14 protein-coding genes and 1 riboswitch are annotated in these 18,666 nt (G+C 41.3%); of the genes, 9 read left to right on the top strand and 5 right to left on the bottom strand.

The window, feature by feature from the left end:
• Nucleotides 1-12 precede the first annotated feature (12 nt).
• Together BN6556_RS05730 and BN6556_RS05725 are read right to left on the bottom strand one after the other, a co-directional pair.
• A complete protein-coding gene (locus BN6556_RS05730; RefSeq protein WP_066188254.1) occupies nucleotides 13-894 on the bottom strand; it encodes an SGNH/GDSL hydrolase family protein in 882 nt (293 codons plus the stop codon).
• Nucleotides 895-1,599: 705 nt separating this feature from the next.
• Entirely contained in the window at nucleotides 1,600-3,270 is a 1,671-nt protein-coding gene (locus BN6556_RS05725; protein ID WP_066188250.1) for a PLP-dependent aspartate aminotransferase family protein, read from the bottom strand.
• Between the two features lie 187 nt (nucleotides 3,271-3,457).
• Nucleotides 3,458-3,559, bottom strand: a riboswitch (SAM riboswitch).
• 280 nt (nucleotides 3,560-3,839) lie between these two features.
• Here BN6556_RS05725 and BN6556_RS05715 point away from each other — a divergent pair.
• The 6 genes from BN6556_RS05715 (at nucleotide 3,840) to BN6556_RS05690 (ending at nucleotide 12,195) form a co-directional block, all read left to right on the top strand.
• A complete protein-coding gene (locus tag BN6556_RS05715; protein ID WP_066188247.1) occupies nucleotides 3,840-5,687 on the top strand; it encodes a DUF2207 domain-containing protein in 1,848 nt (615 codons plus the stop codon).
• A 124-nt stretch (nucleotides 5,688-5,811) separates the two neighbouring features.
• Complete coding sequence (locus tag BN6556_RS05710) at nucleotides 5,812-6,270, top strand: Hsp20/alpha crystallin family protein (protein WP_066188243.1); 459 nt, start codon at nucleotides 5,812-5,814, stop codon at nucleotides 6,268-6,270.
• Nucleotides 6,271-6,387: 117 nt separating this feature from the next.
• Entirely contained in the window at nucleotides 6,388-7,830 is a 1,443-nt protein-coding gene (gene cls / locus BN6556_RS05705; protein WP_066188237.1) for a cardiolipin synthase, read from the top strand.
• Between the two features lie 46 nt (nucleotides 7,831-7,876).
• Nucleotides 7,877-9,760 (top strand): ABC-F family ATP-binding cassette domain-containing protein, encoded by a 1,884-nt coding sequence (locus BN6556_RS05700; RefSeq protein ID WP_066188236.1) that lies wholly within the window; start codon nucleotides 7,877-7,879, stop codon nucleotides 9,758-9,760.
• A complete protein-coding gene (locus tag BN6556_RS05695) occupies nucleotides 9,760-10,998 on the top strand; it encodes an aminopeptidase (protein WP_066188234.1) in 1,239 nt (412 codons plus the stop codon). The genes BN6556_RS05700 and BN6556_RS05695 overlap by 1 nt, the downstream gene beginning before the upstream one ends.
• Before the next feature lie 120 nt (nucleotides 10,999-11,118).
• Nucleotides 11,119-12,195 carry a hypothetical protein gene (locus BN6556_RS05690; RefSeq protein WP_066188231.1) on the top strand — a complete coding sequence of 359 codons (1,077 nt, stop codon included), beginning with the start codon at nucleotides 11,119-11,121 and terminating at the stop codon, nucleotides 12,193-12,195.
• 284 nt (nucleotides 12,196-12,479) lie between these two features.
• On the opposite strand, the gene BN6556_RS05685 is transcribed toward BN6556_RS05690, so the two are convergent.
• A complete protein-coding gene (locus tag BN6556_RS05685) occupies nucleotides 12,480-13,652 on the bottom strand; it encodes an IS256 family transposase (protein WP_066188229.1) in 1,173 nt (390 codons plus the stop codon).
• Nucleotides 13,653-13,752: 100 nt separating this feature from the next.
• Here BN6556_RS05685 and BN6556_RS05680 point away from each other — a divergent pair, with 100 nt between their 5' ends.
• A complete protein-coding gene (locus tag BN6556_RS05680) occupies nucleotides 13,753-14,271 on the top strand; it encodes a hypothetical protein (RefSeq protein WP_148436671.1) in 519 nt (172 codons plus the stop codon).
• On the opposite strand, the gene recQ is transcribed toward BN6556_RS05680, so the two are convergent.
• Both recQ and BN6556_RS05670 read right to left on the bottom strand, forming a co-directional pair.
• Nucleotides 14,260-16,053 carry a DNA helicase RecQ gene (gene recQ, locus BN6556_RS05675; RefSeq protein ID WP_066188224.1) on the bottom strand — a complete coding sequence of 598 codons (1,794 nt, stop codon included), beginning with the start codon at nucleotides 16,051-16,053 and terminating at the stop codon, nucleotides 14,260-14,262. The two genes, BN6556_RS05680 and recQ, sit on opposite strands and share 12 nt — an antisense overlap.
• A gap of 197 nt (nucleotides 16,054-16,250) precedes the next feature.
• Nucleotides 16,251-16,430, bottom strand: a complete 180-nt coding sequence (locus BN6556_RS05670) for an SE1832 family protein (protein WP_066188222.1) — start codon at nucleotides 16,428-16,430, stop codon at nucleotides 16,251-16,253.
• A 315-nt stretch (nucleotides 16,431-16,745) separates the two neighbouring features.
• On the opposite strand from BN6556_RS05670, the gene BN6556_RS05665 reads away from it, so the two are divergent.
• Both BN6556_RS05665 and BN6556_RS05660 read left to right on the top strand, forming a co-directional pair.
• Entirely contained in the window at nucleotides 16,746-17,315 is a 570-nt protein-coding gene (locus tag BN6556_RS05665) for a TRAP transporter small permease (protein WP_066188220.1), read from the top strand.
• A 28-nt stretch (nucleotides 17,316-17,343) separates the two neighbouring features.
• Nucleotides 17,344-18,618: a TRAP transporter large permease gene (locus tag BN6556_RS05660; protein ID WP_066188218.1), complete on the top strand. Its 1,275-nt coding sequence runs from the start codon at nucleotides 17,344-17,346 to the stop codon at nucleotides 18,616-18,618.
• Nucleotides 18,619-18,666: the final 48 nt, after the last annotated feature.

Below are 18,666 nucleotides of genomic sequence, written 5' to 3'. Positions count from 1 at the left end.
TATGGTCATCCTTTAGCCTTGAGCATCTTGTAAATCATTTTGTAAATAGGTAATAACGCGTTCTGCCATCAATTGGTATCCACGGTGGTTTGGGTGGAAATTATCCTCTGAGAATACTTCTTCATCCGTGTACTGAAAGATATCCTGCATCGGAATATAGTGTACCTGCTCAAAGTTATTGGTCACTTGCAGGCTGGCATTATTCCACCTGGTAACAATTTGATTGAGTTCCTCGATATCACTGAAATAGGATTCAAACGGGTTAAAGAAACCAAGTAAATAGATATTAGCATCTGGATTGGTTTCCATGATCTTTTCGAGAATCTGTCTTAGTCTATCGCTGTATGGTTGTCGTTCTTCGATAAAAGGTTCTTCTGTAAGATTCATAAAGTTATCTTTCATAATCTGCATAATATCATTGGCACCAATCGTTATTAATACCATATTAGCGTCCTCTAATGAATCGGTAATCTCCGGATTATCTTCTAATCGTCTTAACAAGTGGTCTGTTCGATTACCTCGCACACCAAAGTTATCAAAGGTTACATGGATGTTCTCCTCATCTAACTGATCTTCTAATATACCTACATACCCACCATTATCGTCTTCATCACCAACACCTTGTGTGAGCGAGTCACCAATCGCAACAATATGAGTATCACTTTGCAAAAAATTAAGTGCACCTATGACCCTGTCACGGACAGTCTGAGCAAGCGATTCTTCTTCCTCTTGCGGTTCATCCTCTGGTGTTTCTTCTTCTGTCTCCTCTTCGGTAGAGGGAGGGTTTTGCTCTGGTTGTCTCTGCTCGTTCTTATCTGGTTGTAAAAAGAGAAACAAAACTATTCCGATCACTACAATGATGATGAACAGCATAATTAATCTTTTTTTGCTCATCTGCATACACCCACAATACATAATCTCATTAATATTTTATACCCTTATCTTATCAATATTAACATGGCGGTGCACATATGCCATAATATTCTGATTTCCTACTTCAAGGATTCGTTTGAACGAGGAGACTTGTAACCGTGATCGATTAATTGAATGAGAAATATACGTTTTTTTGTGGGTGAGTGTCTGAAGCTTTCAATGATAAGAAGAATCAATCGCCTGTTTTCTTATTCTTAAAAAAACGGGCTAAAATCCGTCCGGCCCTTTACCGACCACTCAAAGTAGATACAGAACTACCGATAGGATTATGTAAAGTAGCTATGTCATTATTTTGAGAGATTGTGTGTGCGTGACAACGCTCCAGCCAACCACTTCGCTTTCCGCAGGCACGGCTTCAGCTAACTTGAAAAAGAAAAGCACTTTTTAGTTAGCTGAAGCCGGCCCCATGGAAAGCGTAGCCTATTCCTGGAGCGTTTGCTTCGCACAGATAAAACGATCAAACTCACCACTAAGGAAAGTGTGCTACTTAACATAATCCATCTTATCGGTACTCTCGTTCAAGGTCAAAATCATTCCAAGTCCTGTTATACCAAAGATTATATGCTTTCTTATCTCATTTAAAAAATAACCGCAATGATTATCTCATTACGGTTATTCTTCCTATTTTTTTGCTTGTTGCGTCAAGGTGATGAGACTAGACAACGATTATTTTCCGCGACGTAATCGATCTGCTTCTTCAAACGGACATTTATCTTCAACCACAATTTGACCGTTGGCCTCTGCCTTTGCTTTGACATCGGCGTCTGTTTGTCCTGCTGCAAACCAGACAATCTTTGCCTGATCGCTGTAGAAGTCCTGAGCTTGTCCACTATCTGTAATAAACAATAGATCAATCTCTTCTTCTGCTTGATTTGCTGCAGTGACATGGTAGCCAAGCTTTTGAAGTTTAACGGCGGCAGTCGAATGATCGATATCACCAGCTACCAGAATATTTTTCGGACGAATGTCTCCGCCTTCACGATCGAAAGGGGAAGATAGGGCCCATTCGATTGCTTGTTCCTTACTGATGTGAATAGTTGGCTCACTGTTGGTTGCCTTGGCAATCGCCTGGTCTAAATCGGCGATGATATCATCTGGAGCTTCTAAACCAACAGATAATCGGACGAGCTCTTCTTTTGTTCCGGAAGCCTCTAGTTCCTCTGCACTTAGCTGCTGCTGAGTAGTGGAAGCAGGGTGGATAATCAATGATTTGGCGTCGCCTACATTAGCCACATGAGACCATAGGGTAATGTTATCAATCAATTTTCGGCCTGCTTCTCTTCCGCCCTTAATACCAAAAGTAATCACAGAACCGTAATGGTTACGCAAATATTTCTGTGCAAGCTGATGAGAAGGGTGTTCCTCCAATCCTGGATAAGCTACCCATTCTATTTGTGGATGTTTCTGGAGATACTGAGCAACGGCTTGGGCATTCTCATGGTGACGTTCGACCCGTAAATGTAAGCTTTCTAATCCTTGTAAGAAATAGAAGGCATTTTGCGGACTTAAGGCAGGTCCGATATCACGTAATAAGTGAACCCGGAATTTCAGTGCAAAAGCAGCCGCACCAAGATCAATACCATAGCGAATGCCATGATAGGATTCATCCGGTTTGATAAAGCCAGGGAATTTTTCGTTATTCCAGTTGAAACGTCCACCGTCAATCATGATACCTCCAATTGTAGTACCATGTCCGCCAATCCATTTTGTTGCAGAGTGAACGACAATATCCGCTCCCCAACTAATCGGTTTGCAGACATAAGGTGTCGCAAAGGTATTATCAATGATTAGCGGAATATCGTTCTCATGAGCGATATCAGCCACTGCTTCAATATCGAATACATTCAAGCTTGGATTAGTAATCACCTCGCCGAAGACGGCCTTTGTTTTTGGTGTGATCGCCTTACGGAAGTTTTCTGGGTCTGCTCCATCTACAAAAATAACGTTAATGCCATAGTTCGGCAATGTATTTCTAAACAGATTATAGGTTCCGCCATACAGGTTGCTATCGGTTACAATTTCATCCCCCGAATTGGCTAGATTTAAGATTGCGAGTGTAATAGCAGACATCCCAGAAGCTGTAGCTACGGCGGCTACCCCATCTTCTAATATGGCCATCCGTTGTTCGAATGCGTCTACTGTAGGATTCATGATTCTGGAATAGATGTTACCAGTCTCTGCTAAGGCAAATAAGTTTTGGGCATGTTCGGCGTCATTAAACACATAGGATGTCGTTTGATAGATTGGCACTGCCCTGGCATTTGTCGTTGGATCTACCTGCTGTCCAGCGTGAAGCAAGTTTGTTTCATTTTTCGGAAATTGAAATGGATTTGTCATTTGTAAAAACCTCCTTGTATTGGATAAATTATCATGCCGTAAAGATTGGTTCTACTCCCCACTGTATGGTAGTGGAAAATCATTGATGTCTTAGTGAGCTCTTGTTTGTATGTACTCTCAGCATAACATAAAAACGTCCCACTAACCTTGTGAAAGGTAAGAAGGACGTATGCATTCATCAGACCTTCTCTTATCTTTCAGGTTATACCCTGTAGGATGTAGCACCATGTCAATAAAGACGGTTGCTGGGCTTCACAGGGCCTATTCCCTCAGCCACTCTCAATAAGAGCTTGTACGAATATAGAATTGATCTTAGTATACGTGAAGAACTGATGGTCGTCAACTAAAATATTCATTGATTTTCATGACTTTATACTTACTTATATCAAGAAATGAATCATAGCGCCATAGTCGAATAGAAGACAAGTGTTTAAATGGCAACTTCGTATCATTGCATTTTAATCAATAGATAGAACATGTGGATACCTTATTTTTGAAATATTGAAACAAAAGCCATTGATCATGCGTATAAAAGGGTATAGCTATATTAGGAAAAGGAGGTGCTTATCATGAAAAAAGGCACCATGATTCTAGGTTTTTTGCTGGTTATTTTTTTAACCGCTTGTTCGGAGGAGGATACATTTACGATCGATAAGGTGGACATGGACGCACATATTACAGACGATGGTACGATGGAGGTGCGTGAGCTATATACCTATACCTTTGACGGCTCTTTTGAAGGAATGACAAGAACGATCGAATCAGATGACCATCATTTTCAAGCGTATTTGGCCAATGGAGAAACGATCGATGCCGACACAAATAACCTGCAGCCATTAGAGGTGGAAGAAGATGACGATACGTGGAAAGTGCATACACCCTCCCAGAATGAGACCAAACAAGTATTATACACCTATGAGGTTGACGGTTCGGTTACGAAGTATCAGGATGTCGCCGATCTGACTTATGCATTCTTTGACGATTCCAATGAAACGGATTTTCATGATATTTCGATCCAACTCCATCTACCTAACCAAAGTGCAGAGGATTTCCATTATTTCTTAAAGGACGATGCAGATGGTGAGTTGACGGAGACAGAAGATGGTATCACCTATAGCAATGATCTAGTCAAGGCAGGAGATACCACCCAATTTCGTTTGGTTTTCCCGGCTGATCAACTCAACGCAATGGAAACAGATCAAGCGGAAATGATGGAGACTTCCATTTTGGAAGAAGAGGCACAGTTGGCGCAAAGGGCGGAGAATCTACCGGAAAAGACAGCTCCTCTTACACCAATCGTTGTGGTAGGATTGCTGCTTTTACTCGGTGTGACCATAGTCATTTATCGAGTGCATCCTAATCGTTACCGCGGATCGAAGGATACAGATCCATTAATTCGGATAGTGGAGGAAGCAGATCCATTATTACTTAGTTATATCCACAGGTGGTACAATATCGACGTCCATAGTATCAACGCTGCCTTATTTTCATTGCGTAGACGTGGAATCGTCGATTTCCAGGAAGTACCTTCCGAGAAAAAGAAAGAAGGCACTACCTATCGTTTTACATGGCACAACAATCAAGCCAACCATAGTTGCTCCGATCAACAATTACGTGAATGGTTATTTACGGAGAAGGACGAACAGGGGGAATATTTTTTACTGGAGTCGCTGCAAGATGACCCAGATATGCCGGAAAAAGAAAAAAGTCAACAGGCGAAGCAGCAATATGAACAATTTTCCGAGTGGAGCAAACAGGCGAAACAAGAAATGGAAGCAAACACTGAGCGAAAACCTGTAGCCTTTTATTCCGTGTTGTCACTAATAATGAGCTTACTAGTGGCTGGTATGTTTTATTACCAGCTAACGATTCAACCGCTGACATCGACTACCCAGCTTGTATTGACAATAATATTAGCAGCAATGACCGTGGTTAGTCTTATTTTTCATCGTCAAAAGTTCGTCTTTCCTTTGTTGTACTTGTTTGTGATCTTCGCTTCGTTAGTTGGATTTACACTGGATGCTGGAACCGTTTGGACGATTATCTTTTATCTGATCAGTTGCCTTGTGCTTGTGTTGGTACCATCGAATTATTGGGGGCAGGAAATAAGACAGCTCCGCTATGCCGTTAAACAGGCAGGTGATTTGTATCAAGAAGGCCGCTATCCAATAAGCAGTGATCAAGCTTTACTTGAAAAAAGAATAGAGAATGCGATCGTGTTAGGAAAAGGAGAGGTATTTGAACAGAAATATCAGGCGGATGTAACCCTTGCCCCTTTGTTGGTGACGATGTCTGCTCTTCCGGTTGCCTCTGCCTTTGATTCTAGTCACTTTATCCTCTATTCAGCAGCTGCCAGCTCTACTGCCGGAACAACCGGTAGTTCCCCTGGTGGAGGTGGAGGAGCGGGGGCCTTTTAAAAAAAGGCTTTTGCTCCCTTAAGGAAGGGAATGGAGATGACATGATTTTTTCTATAGGACACAAGCTCATTTTTTTGGTTGCTGCATAAACTGATATGGATACATTTATATAGGGGGTGAGCCTATGTCAGAAGACAAAAGAATGTCCGAATGGGGGGATGATTTGATTCGAAGGTTAGACGCTTTACTATACGAGAAGCCTAAGCGAAATGTGATGGAGACCATTGATCAATTCTTTGAACAAGCTAATCTTCCTCGACGTATCCCAGTAGATGTTGCCGAAACAGATCGTCAAATATTGATCCGGGTAGATTTACCAGGTCTGAAAAAAGAACAAGTACATGTGCAATTGACAGCTCCCAGTCAAATCACCATTATGATGGATTATCAAGAAGCAACCGAGTCTTATCAGGAAGAGATCCACTACCTTTACAAAGAAAGACGCAGGCAGCGCAAAGAACGGATTATCACGTTGCCTCAACCAATTGATAAGCGCACAATAAAGGCCAAATTTCGAGATGGAGTATTAGAAATTAGCGGTAATAAAATAGACAAAGAATATGATACGATAGAGGTTGAGTGAAGCGGTAGTGTTTACTGTCCGGCTGTGGGCAAGTATGCTATATTAGAAGGGATGCAAGTTAGCAATATGTAACTGAATTCCTTTTGTTTGACCGTGTTTTGGGAGGGGGGTAACATAATGGCTATTACACAAATGATTATAACCGCTGTTCTTATCTTTAATATCATCTTATCCATGGTTATTATTTTTCTAGAACGAAAAAGTGCTACTTCCTCTTGGGCATGGATACTTGTATTAACTTTCATCCCTTTAGTAGGGTTTGTGCTGTACCTTATCTTTGGCCGTCAGCTCAGTAAGAAGCCGATATTTACCTGGGATACGAAAAGTAAGCTTGGGGTCAAGACGGCTGTTCAGCACCAGCTGCGGGAATTGGAAAGTGACCAATTTGTCTTAGAAGATACTAGGCTTAATGAATATAAGGATTTATTTTATTTGCATCTGCGAAATGGTGACGCGATTTATTCTCATGATAATGATGTGAAAGTCTTCACCGATGGTAAGCGTAAGTTCCATTCATTACTGGAAGATATTGCGAACGCCAAGGATCATATTCATTTACAGTATTACATAGTCCGGTCTGATGACTTAAGCAAGCGCATCACGGAGGCATTGTCAAAGAAGGCGCGAGAAGGTGTAGAAGTTCGCTTCTTGTATGATGATTTAGGTTCACGGAGTTTTAGAAGAAAGTTAATCAAAAAGATGCGTCAGGCTGGGGCAGAAGTAGAGGGTTTCTTCCCGCCATTAATTCCAAAAGTGAACTTAAAAATAAACCATCGGAACCACCGGAAAATTGCAGTGATTGATGGTAAAATTGCTTATATTGGCGGCTTTAATATCGGGGATGAATATATTGGTAAGGTGCAGAAATTTGGTTATTGGCGAGATACTCATTTGCGTATTACCGGCAGTGCTGTGAAACATTTACAGACTCGTTTTATATTGGATTGGAATCAGGCTTCTCGTCATGATATCGAATATAATGAACGTTATTATGCAGCACAGCCAACTGGAAAAATCGGGATGCAGATTGTATCGAGTGGACCGGACTCGGAATGGGAGCAGATCAAGCATGGCTATATGAAGATGATCATGTCTGCCAAGGATTATGTCTATATTCAAACGCCTTATTTTATACCGGATGAGAGCTTGTTCGATGCCGTCAAGATTGCCTGTTTATCCGGGGTAGATGTGCGTATTATGATTCCTAATAAACCGGACCATCCTTTTGTATATTGGGCAACCTATTCCTATATCGGTGAGCTGTTGAAGTCCGGTGCTACCGTGTATACCTATCAACAAGGATTCTTGCATGCCAAAATGATAGTCGTAGACAGTAAGATTGCTTCCGTTGGTACGGCAAATATCGATGTGCGGAGTTTTCGATTGAACTTTGAAATCAATGCCTTTCTCTATAATGAAACATTAGCGGAGATGCTAGTAGACGAATTTGAAAAAGATATGGAACACTCGACAAGGCTTACCTATGAACTGTACCAACAACGTTCGGTGATGATCAAGGTGAAAGAGGCGGTATCAAGATTGATATCCCCGATCTTATAGCGTATTTGCTTGCTATGGATACATAGAACTGGAAAGGAAAGATACCATGCGTACGATAAAAGTAAATCATCTCGTCAAAACATATGGAGACAAGCCATTGCTTCAAGATATTTCTTTTTCCATATCGGACCATGATCGAATTGGTTTGGTTGGAGTGAATGGAACCGGAAAATCCACCCTATTAAAGGTGTTGGCAGGTTTAGATCAAGCAGAAAGTGGCAGCTTGGAACATCCAAATGATTATAAAATCGAATACCTGGATCAAACGCCATCACTAGCCGAAGAAGATACTGTGCTAGATCAAATTTATTATGGACATACAGCTATGATGGTTGCCTTAAGACAATATGAATCCACTGTGTTAGCTCTGGAAAAAGAGCCTAATAATGAGACGTTGCAGCAACAACTTATTCAGCGTCAAGAAAGAATGGATCAATTGGAAGCATGGGAAGCCATGACCGTGGCCAAAACGATTCTGACAAGACTGGGTATTCCTGCTTTTGATCAGCAAGTGAAACAGCTATCAGGAGGTCAACGTAAACGTATTGCCATTGCTAAAGCGCTCATTCAGCCAGCGGATCTGTTGATCTTAGATGAACCTACTAACCACTTAGATAACGATACGATTGAGTGGTTGGAAGAGTTTTTACCTTCCTATGATGGCGCGATTCTACTCGTTACCCATGATCGTTATTTTCTGAATCGAATGACCAATCGTATGTTTGAATTGGATAAGGGCAACCTATATCAATATGAAGGCAATTACCAGATATTTCTGGAAGAAAAGGCTAGGCGAGAGGAACAGGAGGTGCAAGCAGAGCAAAAGCATCAGAATATCCTGAAGAAAGAAATTGCATGGTTGAAATCCGGTGTGAAGGCACGAGGAACGAAACAGAAAGCCAGAGCCGATCGGGTAGAAGAAATGAAAGGGAAGACGTTTGCTACGAATAAGCAGTCCTTGGATTTTCAAATAGGAGCCAAACGACTAGGCAAGAAGGTGATCGAAACACAGGGGCTAAGCAAGTCTTATCAGGGTCATTTGTTATTCAAAGATTTGGATTGTTTGATTCAGCCAGGAGATCGCATAGGGATTGTAGGGGCAAACGGAAGTGGGAAAACAACCTTGCTGAATATTTTGGCTGGATTTGTCAAACCGGATAGTGGTACGATAGATATTGGGGAGACGGTGAAGATTGGCTATTATACGCAGGAACATCCAGCCCTAGAAGAATCGGTAAGGGTCATTGATTTAGTGCGCGAGGTTGCTGAAGTGGTTACCACAACAGATGGGCAGACGATTACCGCAGAACAAATGCTGGAACGTTTTTTGTTTCCGCGTTCTCAGCAGTGGACCTATGTCCGCAAACTCTCAGGTGGGGAGCGCAGACGTCTATACTTACTGACGGTATTAATGGAAGAGCCTAACGTACTTTTTCTAGATGAACCGACCAATGACTTAGACACAGAAACCTTAACCGTACTTGAGGATTATATCGAACAATTTCCTGGGGTAGTGATTACGGTTTCGCACGATCGTTATTTTCTCGATAAAGTGGTGGATCAGTTAATTGCCTTTACTGGGCAAACCACGCTGACTACTTTTTACGGTAATTATGCAGCGTTTCGGGAGATAGAACGTGAACAGCCTAAAGAAGAACAAAAGTTGTCCCACCATCCGAGACCAAAGCGTACTAGGAAAAAGTTGTCCTTTTATGAACAGAAAGAGTGGGATATGATCGAGGAAGATATTACCTCATTGGAAGAGGCGTTAGAACAGGTGACTGCAGAAATTGAGCAGGCAGGTAGTGACATTGACAAGATTCAACCACTGTATGAACAACAAAATCAATTAGAGCAAGAACTAGAAGAAAAAATGGAGAGATGGGAGACCTTATCCCTGCGAATCGAAGAAATCAAGGAGGAGTCATAATGGCAGAACGTGAATTAATGGAGAAATATGCCGAATTGGCCTTGAAAACAGGTGTCAATTTACAAAAGAATCAGGCATTAATGATTAATGCCTCGATTGAAGGAGCAGATTTTGTGCGAATCGTTGCACGAAAGGCATGGGAAATGGGGGCAAAAAATGTCCATATCAATTGGTCGGATGATGAATTGTCTTTATTGAAATTCCAAAATGCTCCGGAAGAAACTCTAACCAACATTCCTGACTGGCAGATTGCCAAACAATTATCTTTTGCAGAAGATGGAGCAGCGTTATTATCGATTAGTTCCGCCAATCCAGACTTGTTGAAAGATGTGGATCCATCCAGAATAGCTAAGGCAAACAAGGCAAGTGGCGAAGCCTTGAAAGAATTCCGTAAGTATATTATGAATGATCGCATCCCGTGGTCGATTATTTCCATACCAACGAAGGTTTGGGCAGAAAAAATATTCCCAGATTTACCAATGGAAGAAGCGGTGGAACAATTATGGGAGCAAATCTTTCATATTGTTCGTGTGGATCAAGAAGATCCGATTGCTGCTTGGGATGAACATAACCGTACTTTGAGTAAGGCTTGTGATTATTTGAATGGCAAGGCTTATCAGGCATTAGTCTTCAAATCTGAGGGTACCGACATCCGATTCGGTTTACCGGAGGGACACATTTGGAAGGGTGGCGGAGCCGTGATTCCAAACGGTAATCATTTCAATCCGAATATGCCGACAGAGGAAGTCTTCACTATGCCGAACAAGTATCAAGTAGACGGCAAAGTGACCGCCACCAAGCCGCTGGTATATGGTGGTAATCTTATCGATGGTTTTAGTCTCACTTTTAAAGATGGTAAGGTTGTCGACTTTGAGGCAGAGCAGGGATACGAGACCTTGAAGCATTTATTGGATACCGATGAAGGGGCTCAACGATTAGGAGAATTGGCACTCGTTCCACACGCTTCTCCGATCTCACAGTCTGATTTGATCTTTTTCCATACACTATATGACGAGAATGCCTCTTGTCATGTTGCCTTAGGTAAGGCATATCCAACCAATTTACAAGGTGGGTCAGATATGGATGAGCAGGAGCTGGATCAGCATGGTGTTAATGACAGCCTTGTCCACGTCGATTTTATGATTGGTTCAGCGGATTTAGATATTGATGGAGAGACGGCAGACGGAACCTTAGAGCCAGTCTTTCGTCAAGGCGCTTGGGCGATTTCATTTGATTAAAAGAAAAGATCATGAGGGAGTTATTGTCCTCATGGTCTTTTTTTACAATACAAGGAAGTTAGGTAACGTTTACTAGAAATACAACATGTTCAAGTAGATTCTTGGGAAGTGAGGGTAGTAATGATGGAAGATGAGCCGATTACATATACAAACTCGATGGAAGGAAAAAGCAAAGTCCCTGCTTTTATTACTTCTGGTATATTTGGGGTCATTTCTTTGGCCTTTCTAATCGGTGGTATTTATGTGGTTATGGATAGTGGGTTATGGCCGTTGTTATTGTTATTCTCATTCATTGGATTGATAATGGGTGCTTTGGCGTTTGTGTTTTATCCGTCGAAAAAACAGACGATCTATAGCTTTGAATTAGACAACGAGGGTCTCCATCAATACTGGGAAAATACATCCAAAGGGATAAATGACGAGAATCACATACCGTTTGAAAACATAGATCATGTGTTGATAGGAGTTTTTACATATCGAATGCCGGTACCCCAAGGGTGGAATTATTTTCGGTTCGGTTCTCTAATGATCATTATGCATCAAGGCAACTATTTTTTTAGACAATTTGAATCAAGAGATGAATGGCAGAAATGGATGAGGCGTATAGAAGATAAGGTCCCCCTTGTCACTTATACAGGCTACGATTTAAGTGAAGCACTAAGGGCACAAGCCTACAGTGAAGTGGATTTTTCAGAAGTTGAGGGGACTCGTCAGGATATCGTTAGTGAGTATATCGGAGAAAAAAGCTATCGTAATCCTTTTCAGATCTGGATGCCAGAAGAGGTAAAGGAAGAAGTTCGATCTAAGACAGAGAGAAATGTATTATGGATTTTATTTGGTTATGCGCTATTATTCGGAAGTATAATTATGCCGAATTCAGCAACAGATAGTGAAGGGATCGTCGAGATGACAGATATTATATTGTTTGGCTATCTCGGCATCAATCTATTGATTCCGTGTGTTTACGTTTTTTGGCGACGGTATACAAAGTGGTATAATCTGCTTCTCTATGCTGTAGTAGTGACGGCTGGTACTAGTATTGGTTTATTTGTTGCCTCTCTTATCATGGAAGTACCTTCTTTATATGGGTCTGCCCTTCTTTTAAACATGATGAATATACTTTTCTGGACGGTCGCTTTAATCATTATAAAAGTAATCTTAGTGATTTTCCGGTTTTGGCATAAGTATAATGTGTAAAACGAAAAGACAATGCTTTTTAAGAGCTGAGCCGAGGTGTGGATGTTCAAATAGTAGATCTGTATTTGGAGAACACAAAAAACGGTCATCCAAGAAATGACGGCCAAAATCCAGCGACGATCCGGAAAAATAGCCGTCCTCCAAGAAATGACGAGTCAAGTCCATATTATTGTGTAAAATACATTTACATGTTTTTATCCGGTTAGGGTATGGTGAATGTGTGGAGGAAGGAGGGGGTACCCCCTCCTTCCTCCACACATTTTCGCGCCGACGCTGGCGGGCTTTTAGGTACCTTTCAAGTATATTCGATTGCCTCGGTCTAATTGTTCTTCGATATCCATGAGGACGGCCCCAATTAACCGAAAAGCGGATTGAGTGTTAGGAAATATGCGAATCACTCGTTCTCTTCTTCGGACTTCTCCATTGATTCTTTCCACATTGTTGGTGGTCCGTAACTGCACGTGATAATCAACGGGTTCGTTCATAAATTGAACCGCATCATCAAATCCTTCTTCTAACAATTCTCCTACTTTCGTAAATCTTGGCTGATCTTCATACGCCTTCAAAAACTGATCTTTTAACGCTCGCGCTTCCTCTACACTGCTCGCGTTAAATACACGTTTGATCCATCTCTTGGCCTCCTCTCTCCCTTTTTTCGGCAAGGTATCGAACAGATTCCGTTTGAAATGGACCGTGCAACGCTGCCAACTCGTACCAATGAACCGTTGTTGAATGGCTTGTTTTAACCCTTCATGGGCATCCGAAATAACCAGTTTGGGCGACTGGAGACCTCTCGATTGTAAACTTTCCAAGAAACGGCTCCAGCTTTCCTTCGACTCGGCATGCTGAACTGTCATCCCGATGATTTCCCGTTTCTTTTCTTCGTTGACCCCTACCGCAATATACACCGCTTTAGAGACCACTTTATGATGCTCTCTTACCTTGATATACATGGCATCGGTATAGATATAGGGATAATACTTCACATTCAACGGGCGATTGGTCCATTCCATGACCAGGGGATCCAATTTCTTGGTGATATTCGATACCATGGATTTAGACACCCCTTCTCCACAGAGCGCTTCCATGATATTGGTGACCTTTCGAGTAGATACCCCGTTCACCACCATTTCCAGCATCGATAAGACCAAGGATTGATCGGAGCGTGTATATTTTTCAAACAAGGATGGGGAAAATTCCCCTTTCCTCGTTCGGGGAACATGTAATTTTAAGGTTCCCACAGGTACTTTATAATCGCGCTCATAGTAACCGTTGCGATAGTCCTTACGCCCTTCGGTTCTTTCGTAAGATGCTGCCTCTAGGTAGTCATCCCGTTCTTTCTCCATGAACGAATTCAGCACAATCACTAACGCTGATTTCATCACATCTTCTAAATCCGATCCTAATACTTTTTCTTTTAATTCTTCAAAATTCAGTTTAAAATGGATATGGGTCATCGTTCATTTCTCCTTTATAAGTTTTTAGTGGGATAAAAACATTATAACAGGAAATGAACGAGGCCTTTTCCTTTTTACACAATTATATGGGCTTAATCAAATGACGTCCAAAATCCAGCGAGGATCCGGAAAAATGGCCGTCCTCCAAGAAATGACGTCCAAAATCCAGCGAGGATCCGGAAAAATGGCCGTCATCCAAGAAATGACGTCCAAAATCCAGCGACGATCCGGAAAAATAGCCGTCCTCCAAGAAATGACGTCCAAAATCCAGCGAGGATCCGGAAAAATGGCCGTCATCCGAGAAATGACGTCCAAAATCCAGCGAGGATCCGGAAAAATGGCCGTCATCCGAGAAATGACGTCCAAAATCCAGCGAGGATCCGGAAAAACGGCCGTCATCCGAGAAATGACGTCCAAAATCCAGCGACAATCCGGAAGAACGGCCGTCCTCCAAGAAATGACGTCCAAAATCCAGCGACAATCCGGAAAAACGGCCGTCATCCGAGAAATGACGTCCAAAATCCAGCGACAACTCGTAAAAACGGCCGTCATCTCCATTTCATGGGATAGAACGCTGCTTGTCTTAAAAAACCACGCTGTACATTTACTAGCTGCCTAACGGTTGTTGGTTAGTGTCTTCGCTGGTGAAACATTCCATAAACAACGAACCATATTGTTCAAACTTACGCTCGCCAACCCCATGAATCTGTAACATAGCTGACTTGGTTGTTGGCTTAACATTGGACATTTCACGCAATGATTTATCAGAAAAGATTACATAAGGAGGCACTGCTTGTTCATCTGCCAGCTGTTTTCTTAATTTTCGTAACTCTTCAAAGACGGCAACATCATAATCGCCAGCTTCTGTCTTCTTCACTTTTGCTTCATAAACGAAAACCGTCTGTTCGCCCTTCAGAATAGATAAGGATTGTTCATTAAGTTGCAGAGTCGGGAATCGTCCACCGTAAGAAGTGACATAATCTTCCGCAATTAAGAACTGGATAAACGCAAGAACTTGTTTTTCCGTCCATTTACTCAGTAATCCGTATGTAGATAGCTTATTAAAACGAAATTGTTTGACTTTTTGATCGTTCGCCCCTCTTAAAACCTTGGCAACCATGGTGGCACCGAACCTTTGATTCATTCGTTTAACACAGGAAAGCACCATCTGTGCCTCCTTGGACCGGTCGATTTTTTCTGCATCTTTTTGACAGTTAGAGCAGCGTCCGCATGGCTGGATAGAAGAAATCTGATCATTAAAATAATGGAGGATATACTGCTGCAGACATTGCTCGGTATGACAATAGTTAATCATCGCTTGCAGTTTTTTATATTCCTCTGCTTTTTTGTCTTCTTCCATTTCCGATTGGTCGATCAAGTATTTCTGCATACTGATGTCCTGACCGGAAAAAAGGATGATACATTGGCTTGGTTCGCCATCACGACCAGCCCGTCCCGCCTCTTGATAATAACTTTCCAGATTCTTCGGTAAGGCATAATGAATCACATAGCGGACATTGGATTTATCAATGCCCATTCCAAAAGCATTCGTAGCAATCATTACCTTGGCATTGTCATAAATGAAGTCATTCTGGGCTTGCTTCCGTACTTCTTCCGACAATCCGGCATGATACTTACTAACGGAATAGCCCTTCGTTTCCAGGGCGTGATGCAGCTGATCCACTTGTTTTCGTGTAATCGCATAGATGATTCCCGTTTCGTTCTTATGTACATTCAAAAAATCGGCGATATAGTGGTTTCGATCTTGCCCTTTCAGTACGTCAAAAGTAAGATTCTCCCGAGCGAATCCGGTGTTGACAATATGTTGATCCTGTACTGCTAGGAGCTTCTTGATATCCTTAATCACCTCCGCCGTTGCCGTTGCAGTAAGCCCGACGATAACAGGAAGTCTGTTTAATTGCCGTACGGATTCAATGACCGTTCGATAGCTGGGGCGAAAGTCGTGTCCCCATTGAGAAATGCAGTGAGCCTCATCAAAGGCAATCAAGGAAAGTTCGATTTGATTCATCGCTCGAAAAAAAGATGGGGAGTCAAAACGCTCTGGTGCCACATACACAAAGGTATAGTGTCCTTGGCGAATCTGAGCTAGTCTTTCTGCTTGTTCTTCCGCTGTGAGTGAACTGTTTATATAAGTTGCCGCAATTCCTAAGGTATGTAAGGCGTCAACTTGGTCTTTCATCAAGGAAATTAACGGAGATATCACCAGCGCTGTACCTGTTTTCGCGAGCCCAGGAATTTGGTAACAGATCGATTTTCCGCCACCTGTTGGCATAATGGCTAGTGTATTGTGATTATCTAAAAGGTTCTGTACAATTTGTTCTTGGCCGGAACGGAATTGATCATATCCATAATAATTTTGCAGTAGTTCTAAAGCGTTCACGGTTTTTCCTCCCTTATAAGTCTGTTCCTAGGCAAAAACAATGGTTGGTCATTAAACGACGGTGGCAAACCTGACCTAACAAATACTATAACTGGATCTGGCCCCGCGCAAGGTGTAATAGTAAGTAATGAGTTACGAGGGGTCTCGTTACCAGTATCCTACTGAAATGGTTCAACTAATGCTTAAGCTGTATCGATTTATCTTTTTGTTTGTAGTTGTTTTCGAAGTGCCGCCACCTGTTTTTCAATTCGTTCTAATTCTTTTTCATTTCCCGTTGTGTTAGCTCCTACGTATACCAGCTTTTCCAAGTCTGCAGATAATCTAGCGTAGTCTGCTTTCAAATCTTCTATCTCTCTTTCTATCTCCTGTCTGTCCATTTATCATCACCTCAATTAGCTTTACGTTTAGCGTAATAGAATCAGGCACTTTTCGCAAGTCACAAATTCTCTATTTCCATTGTTTAAAAAAAGAATAATATCAGATGATTTAGGCCTCCTTTGAGGATTTTTGATTATTTTTAAGGATGTGCCATTATATATCAGAGATTTCTGCCCATTTTTTGTATTCCCGATAATTTGTCGTTTATTTACGTGTAATCAGGGTATAGTACATTTGAGTGCGTTGCAATCTTTCTGTAATATAGAAAACAACTGTTTAACAGTAAAACAGTCCTTGATTAAGGAGGAAAAACGTTGAAGGTATTTCAATGGATTGATAAGATTGTTACCAAAATAGAAGAGTTTATCCTATCCTTTGCCATTATCTTAATCACTGTCATGATTGCTGGTAATGTCATTGCGAGAGAGGTATTTTCATCCGGTGCCTTCTATTTTGCTTATGAAGTTAGTAAATTTGCTATTGTAATCGCCACCTTTATGGGCATTGCCTATGCCGCAAGAAAAGGTCGACACATTAGTATGTCGGCGTTCTACGATTTTGCCCCATTTAAAGTGCGTAAAGTGATGATGATTGTTATTAATTTCTTTACAGCTATCTTTATGTTCGTCATGGCATACTTTTGTTACAGCTTCGTGATGTTTGAATACAATACCGGAGCAATTACTACCTCGCTAGAACTGCCAAGATATTTGATGGCGATCTTTATTCCAATTGGATTTCTTTTGGCAGGCGTTCAGTTCTTACGTAATACGTATATTAATTTTACGGCTAAGGCAAAAGACAAGGTATACTTAGGCACAGATGCCGTAGATTACAACGATGACAAAGATCAAGATGTCAAATTAGAAGACATCTCTGTGTAAGAAGAAAACGAGTGGAGAGGAAAAGCCTATGTTAGCGACGTTATTATCGATAATGGTTATCTTATTACTGTTGAATTTTCCAATGATGATACCATTAATGCTGGCGCCTGTTGTGGTCATGCTGATTTTTAATCCGAATGTAAATATGGATTTATTAATGGGGCAGCTGTTAACAGGGATTGAATCCCCAGTATTACTATGTGTTCCATTGTTTATTTTTGCAGCAGATATTATGACATCTGGAAAAACATCTGAAAAACTATTAGATTTTATTGGCTCTTTTGTCGGTCACATTCGTGGAGGTTATGCTGTCACAACGGCAGCTGCTTGTTCGATGTTTGGTGCCATCTCAGGCTCTACACAAGCAACCGTTGTAGCGATTGGAAGGCCCATGAGAGAGCGTTTGTTGAAATTAGGGTATAAGGATTCAAATGCAATGGCATTAATCATTAATTCTAGTGACATTGCTTTATTAATTCCGCCAAGTATTGGAATGATTATTTATGCATTAGCGGCAGGTTCCGGTGTTTCAGTCGGAAACTTGTTTATTGCAGGTATTATACCTGGTTTGATTGTATTCTTGGCATTTTCCTTATATAGTGTGGTTTATGCGAAGATAAAGGATATTCCTTTAGCAGATAGAGTTAGCTGGCCAGATCGTTTTAAATATTTATGGAAATCTATCTTGCCTTTAGGTTTTCCCGTGTTAATTATTGGCGGTATTTATTTAGGGATTTTCACGCCGGTAGAGGCATCAGGTATTTCCGTGCTTTATGCACTTATTTTAGAGGTATTCATTTATCGCACGATTCCGTGGAAGCAGATACCAAAGATTGCTCTTTCCACTGGACTCGTAACCTCTGCAGTTTTTGTACTAGTTGCAGGTGGTCAATTGTTTACTTGGGTGATTGGATATGCTCGTATTCCACAACAAATTACAGAAGCGGTTTTAGGTACAGATCCAAGTGCAACCTATGTATTGATTATTGTTAGTATTTTCTTCTTTGTCGGTTGTATGTTTGTCGATCCGATCGTAGTTATTCTAGTATTAACACCGATCTTTGCACCGGCAGCCGAAGCAGCAGGGGTAGATTTAATCCACCTTGGTATTATTATCACCTTCCAAGCTGCATTAGGTTCCGCAACACCACCGTTTGGGGTCGATATATTTACCGCTAGTGCCGTATTTAAAAAACCGTATTTAGAAGTAATTAAGAGTACACCACCGTTTATTATTATGTTGTTGATTATTGGGGTATTGCTAATATTTTTCCCACAATTGTCATTAGTATTAATTAATTAATTAATTAATAAGGCGGGTTTTCTCCCGTTTTATATAAAATCTTTAGGG

The organism is Gracilibacillus timonensis, from assembly GCF_900086715.1.
In the GTDB taxonomy this organism is placed as follows: domain Bacteria; phylum Bacillota; class Bacilli; order Bacillales; family Amphibacillaceae; genus Gracilibacillus; species Gracilibacillus timonensis.
The sequence above is the reverse complement of the archived record's forward strand: the minus strand, read 5'-3'. Positions and strand labels throughout refer to the sequence as shown.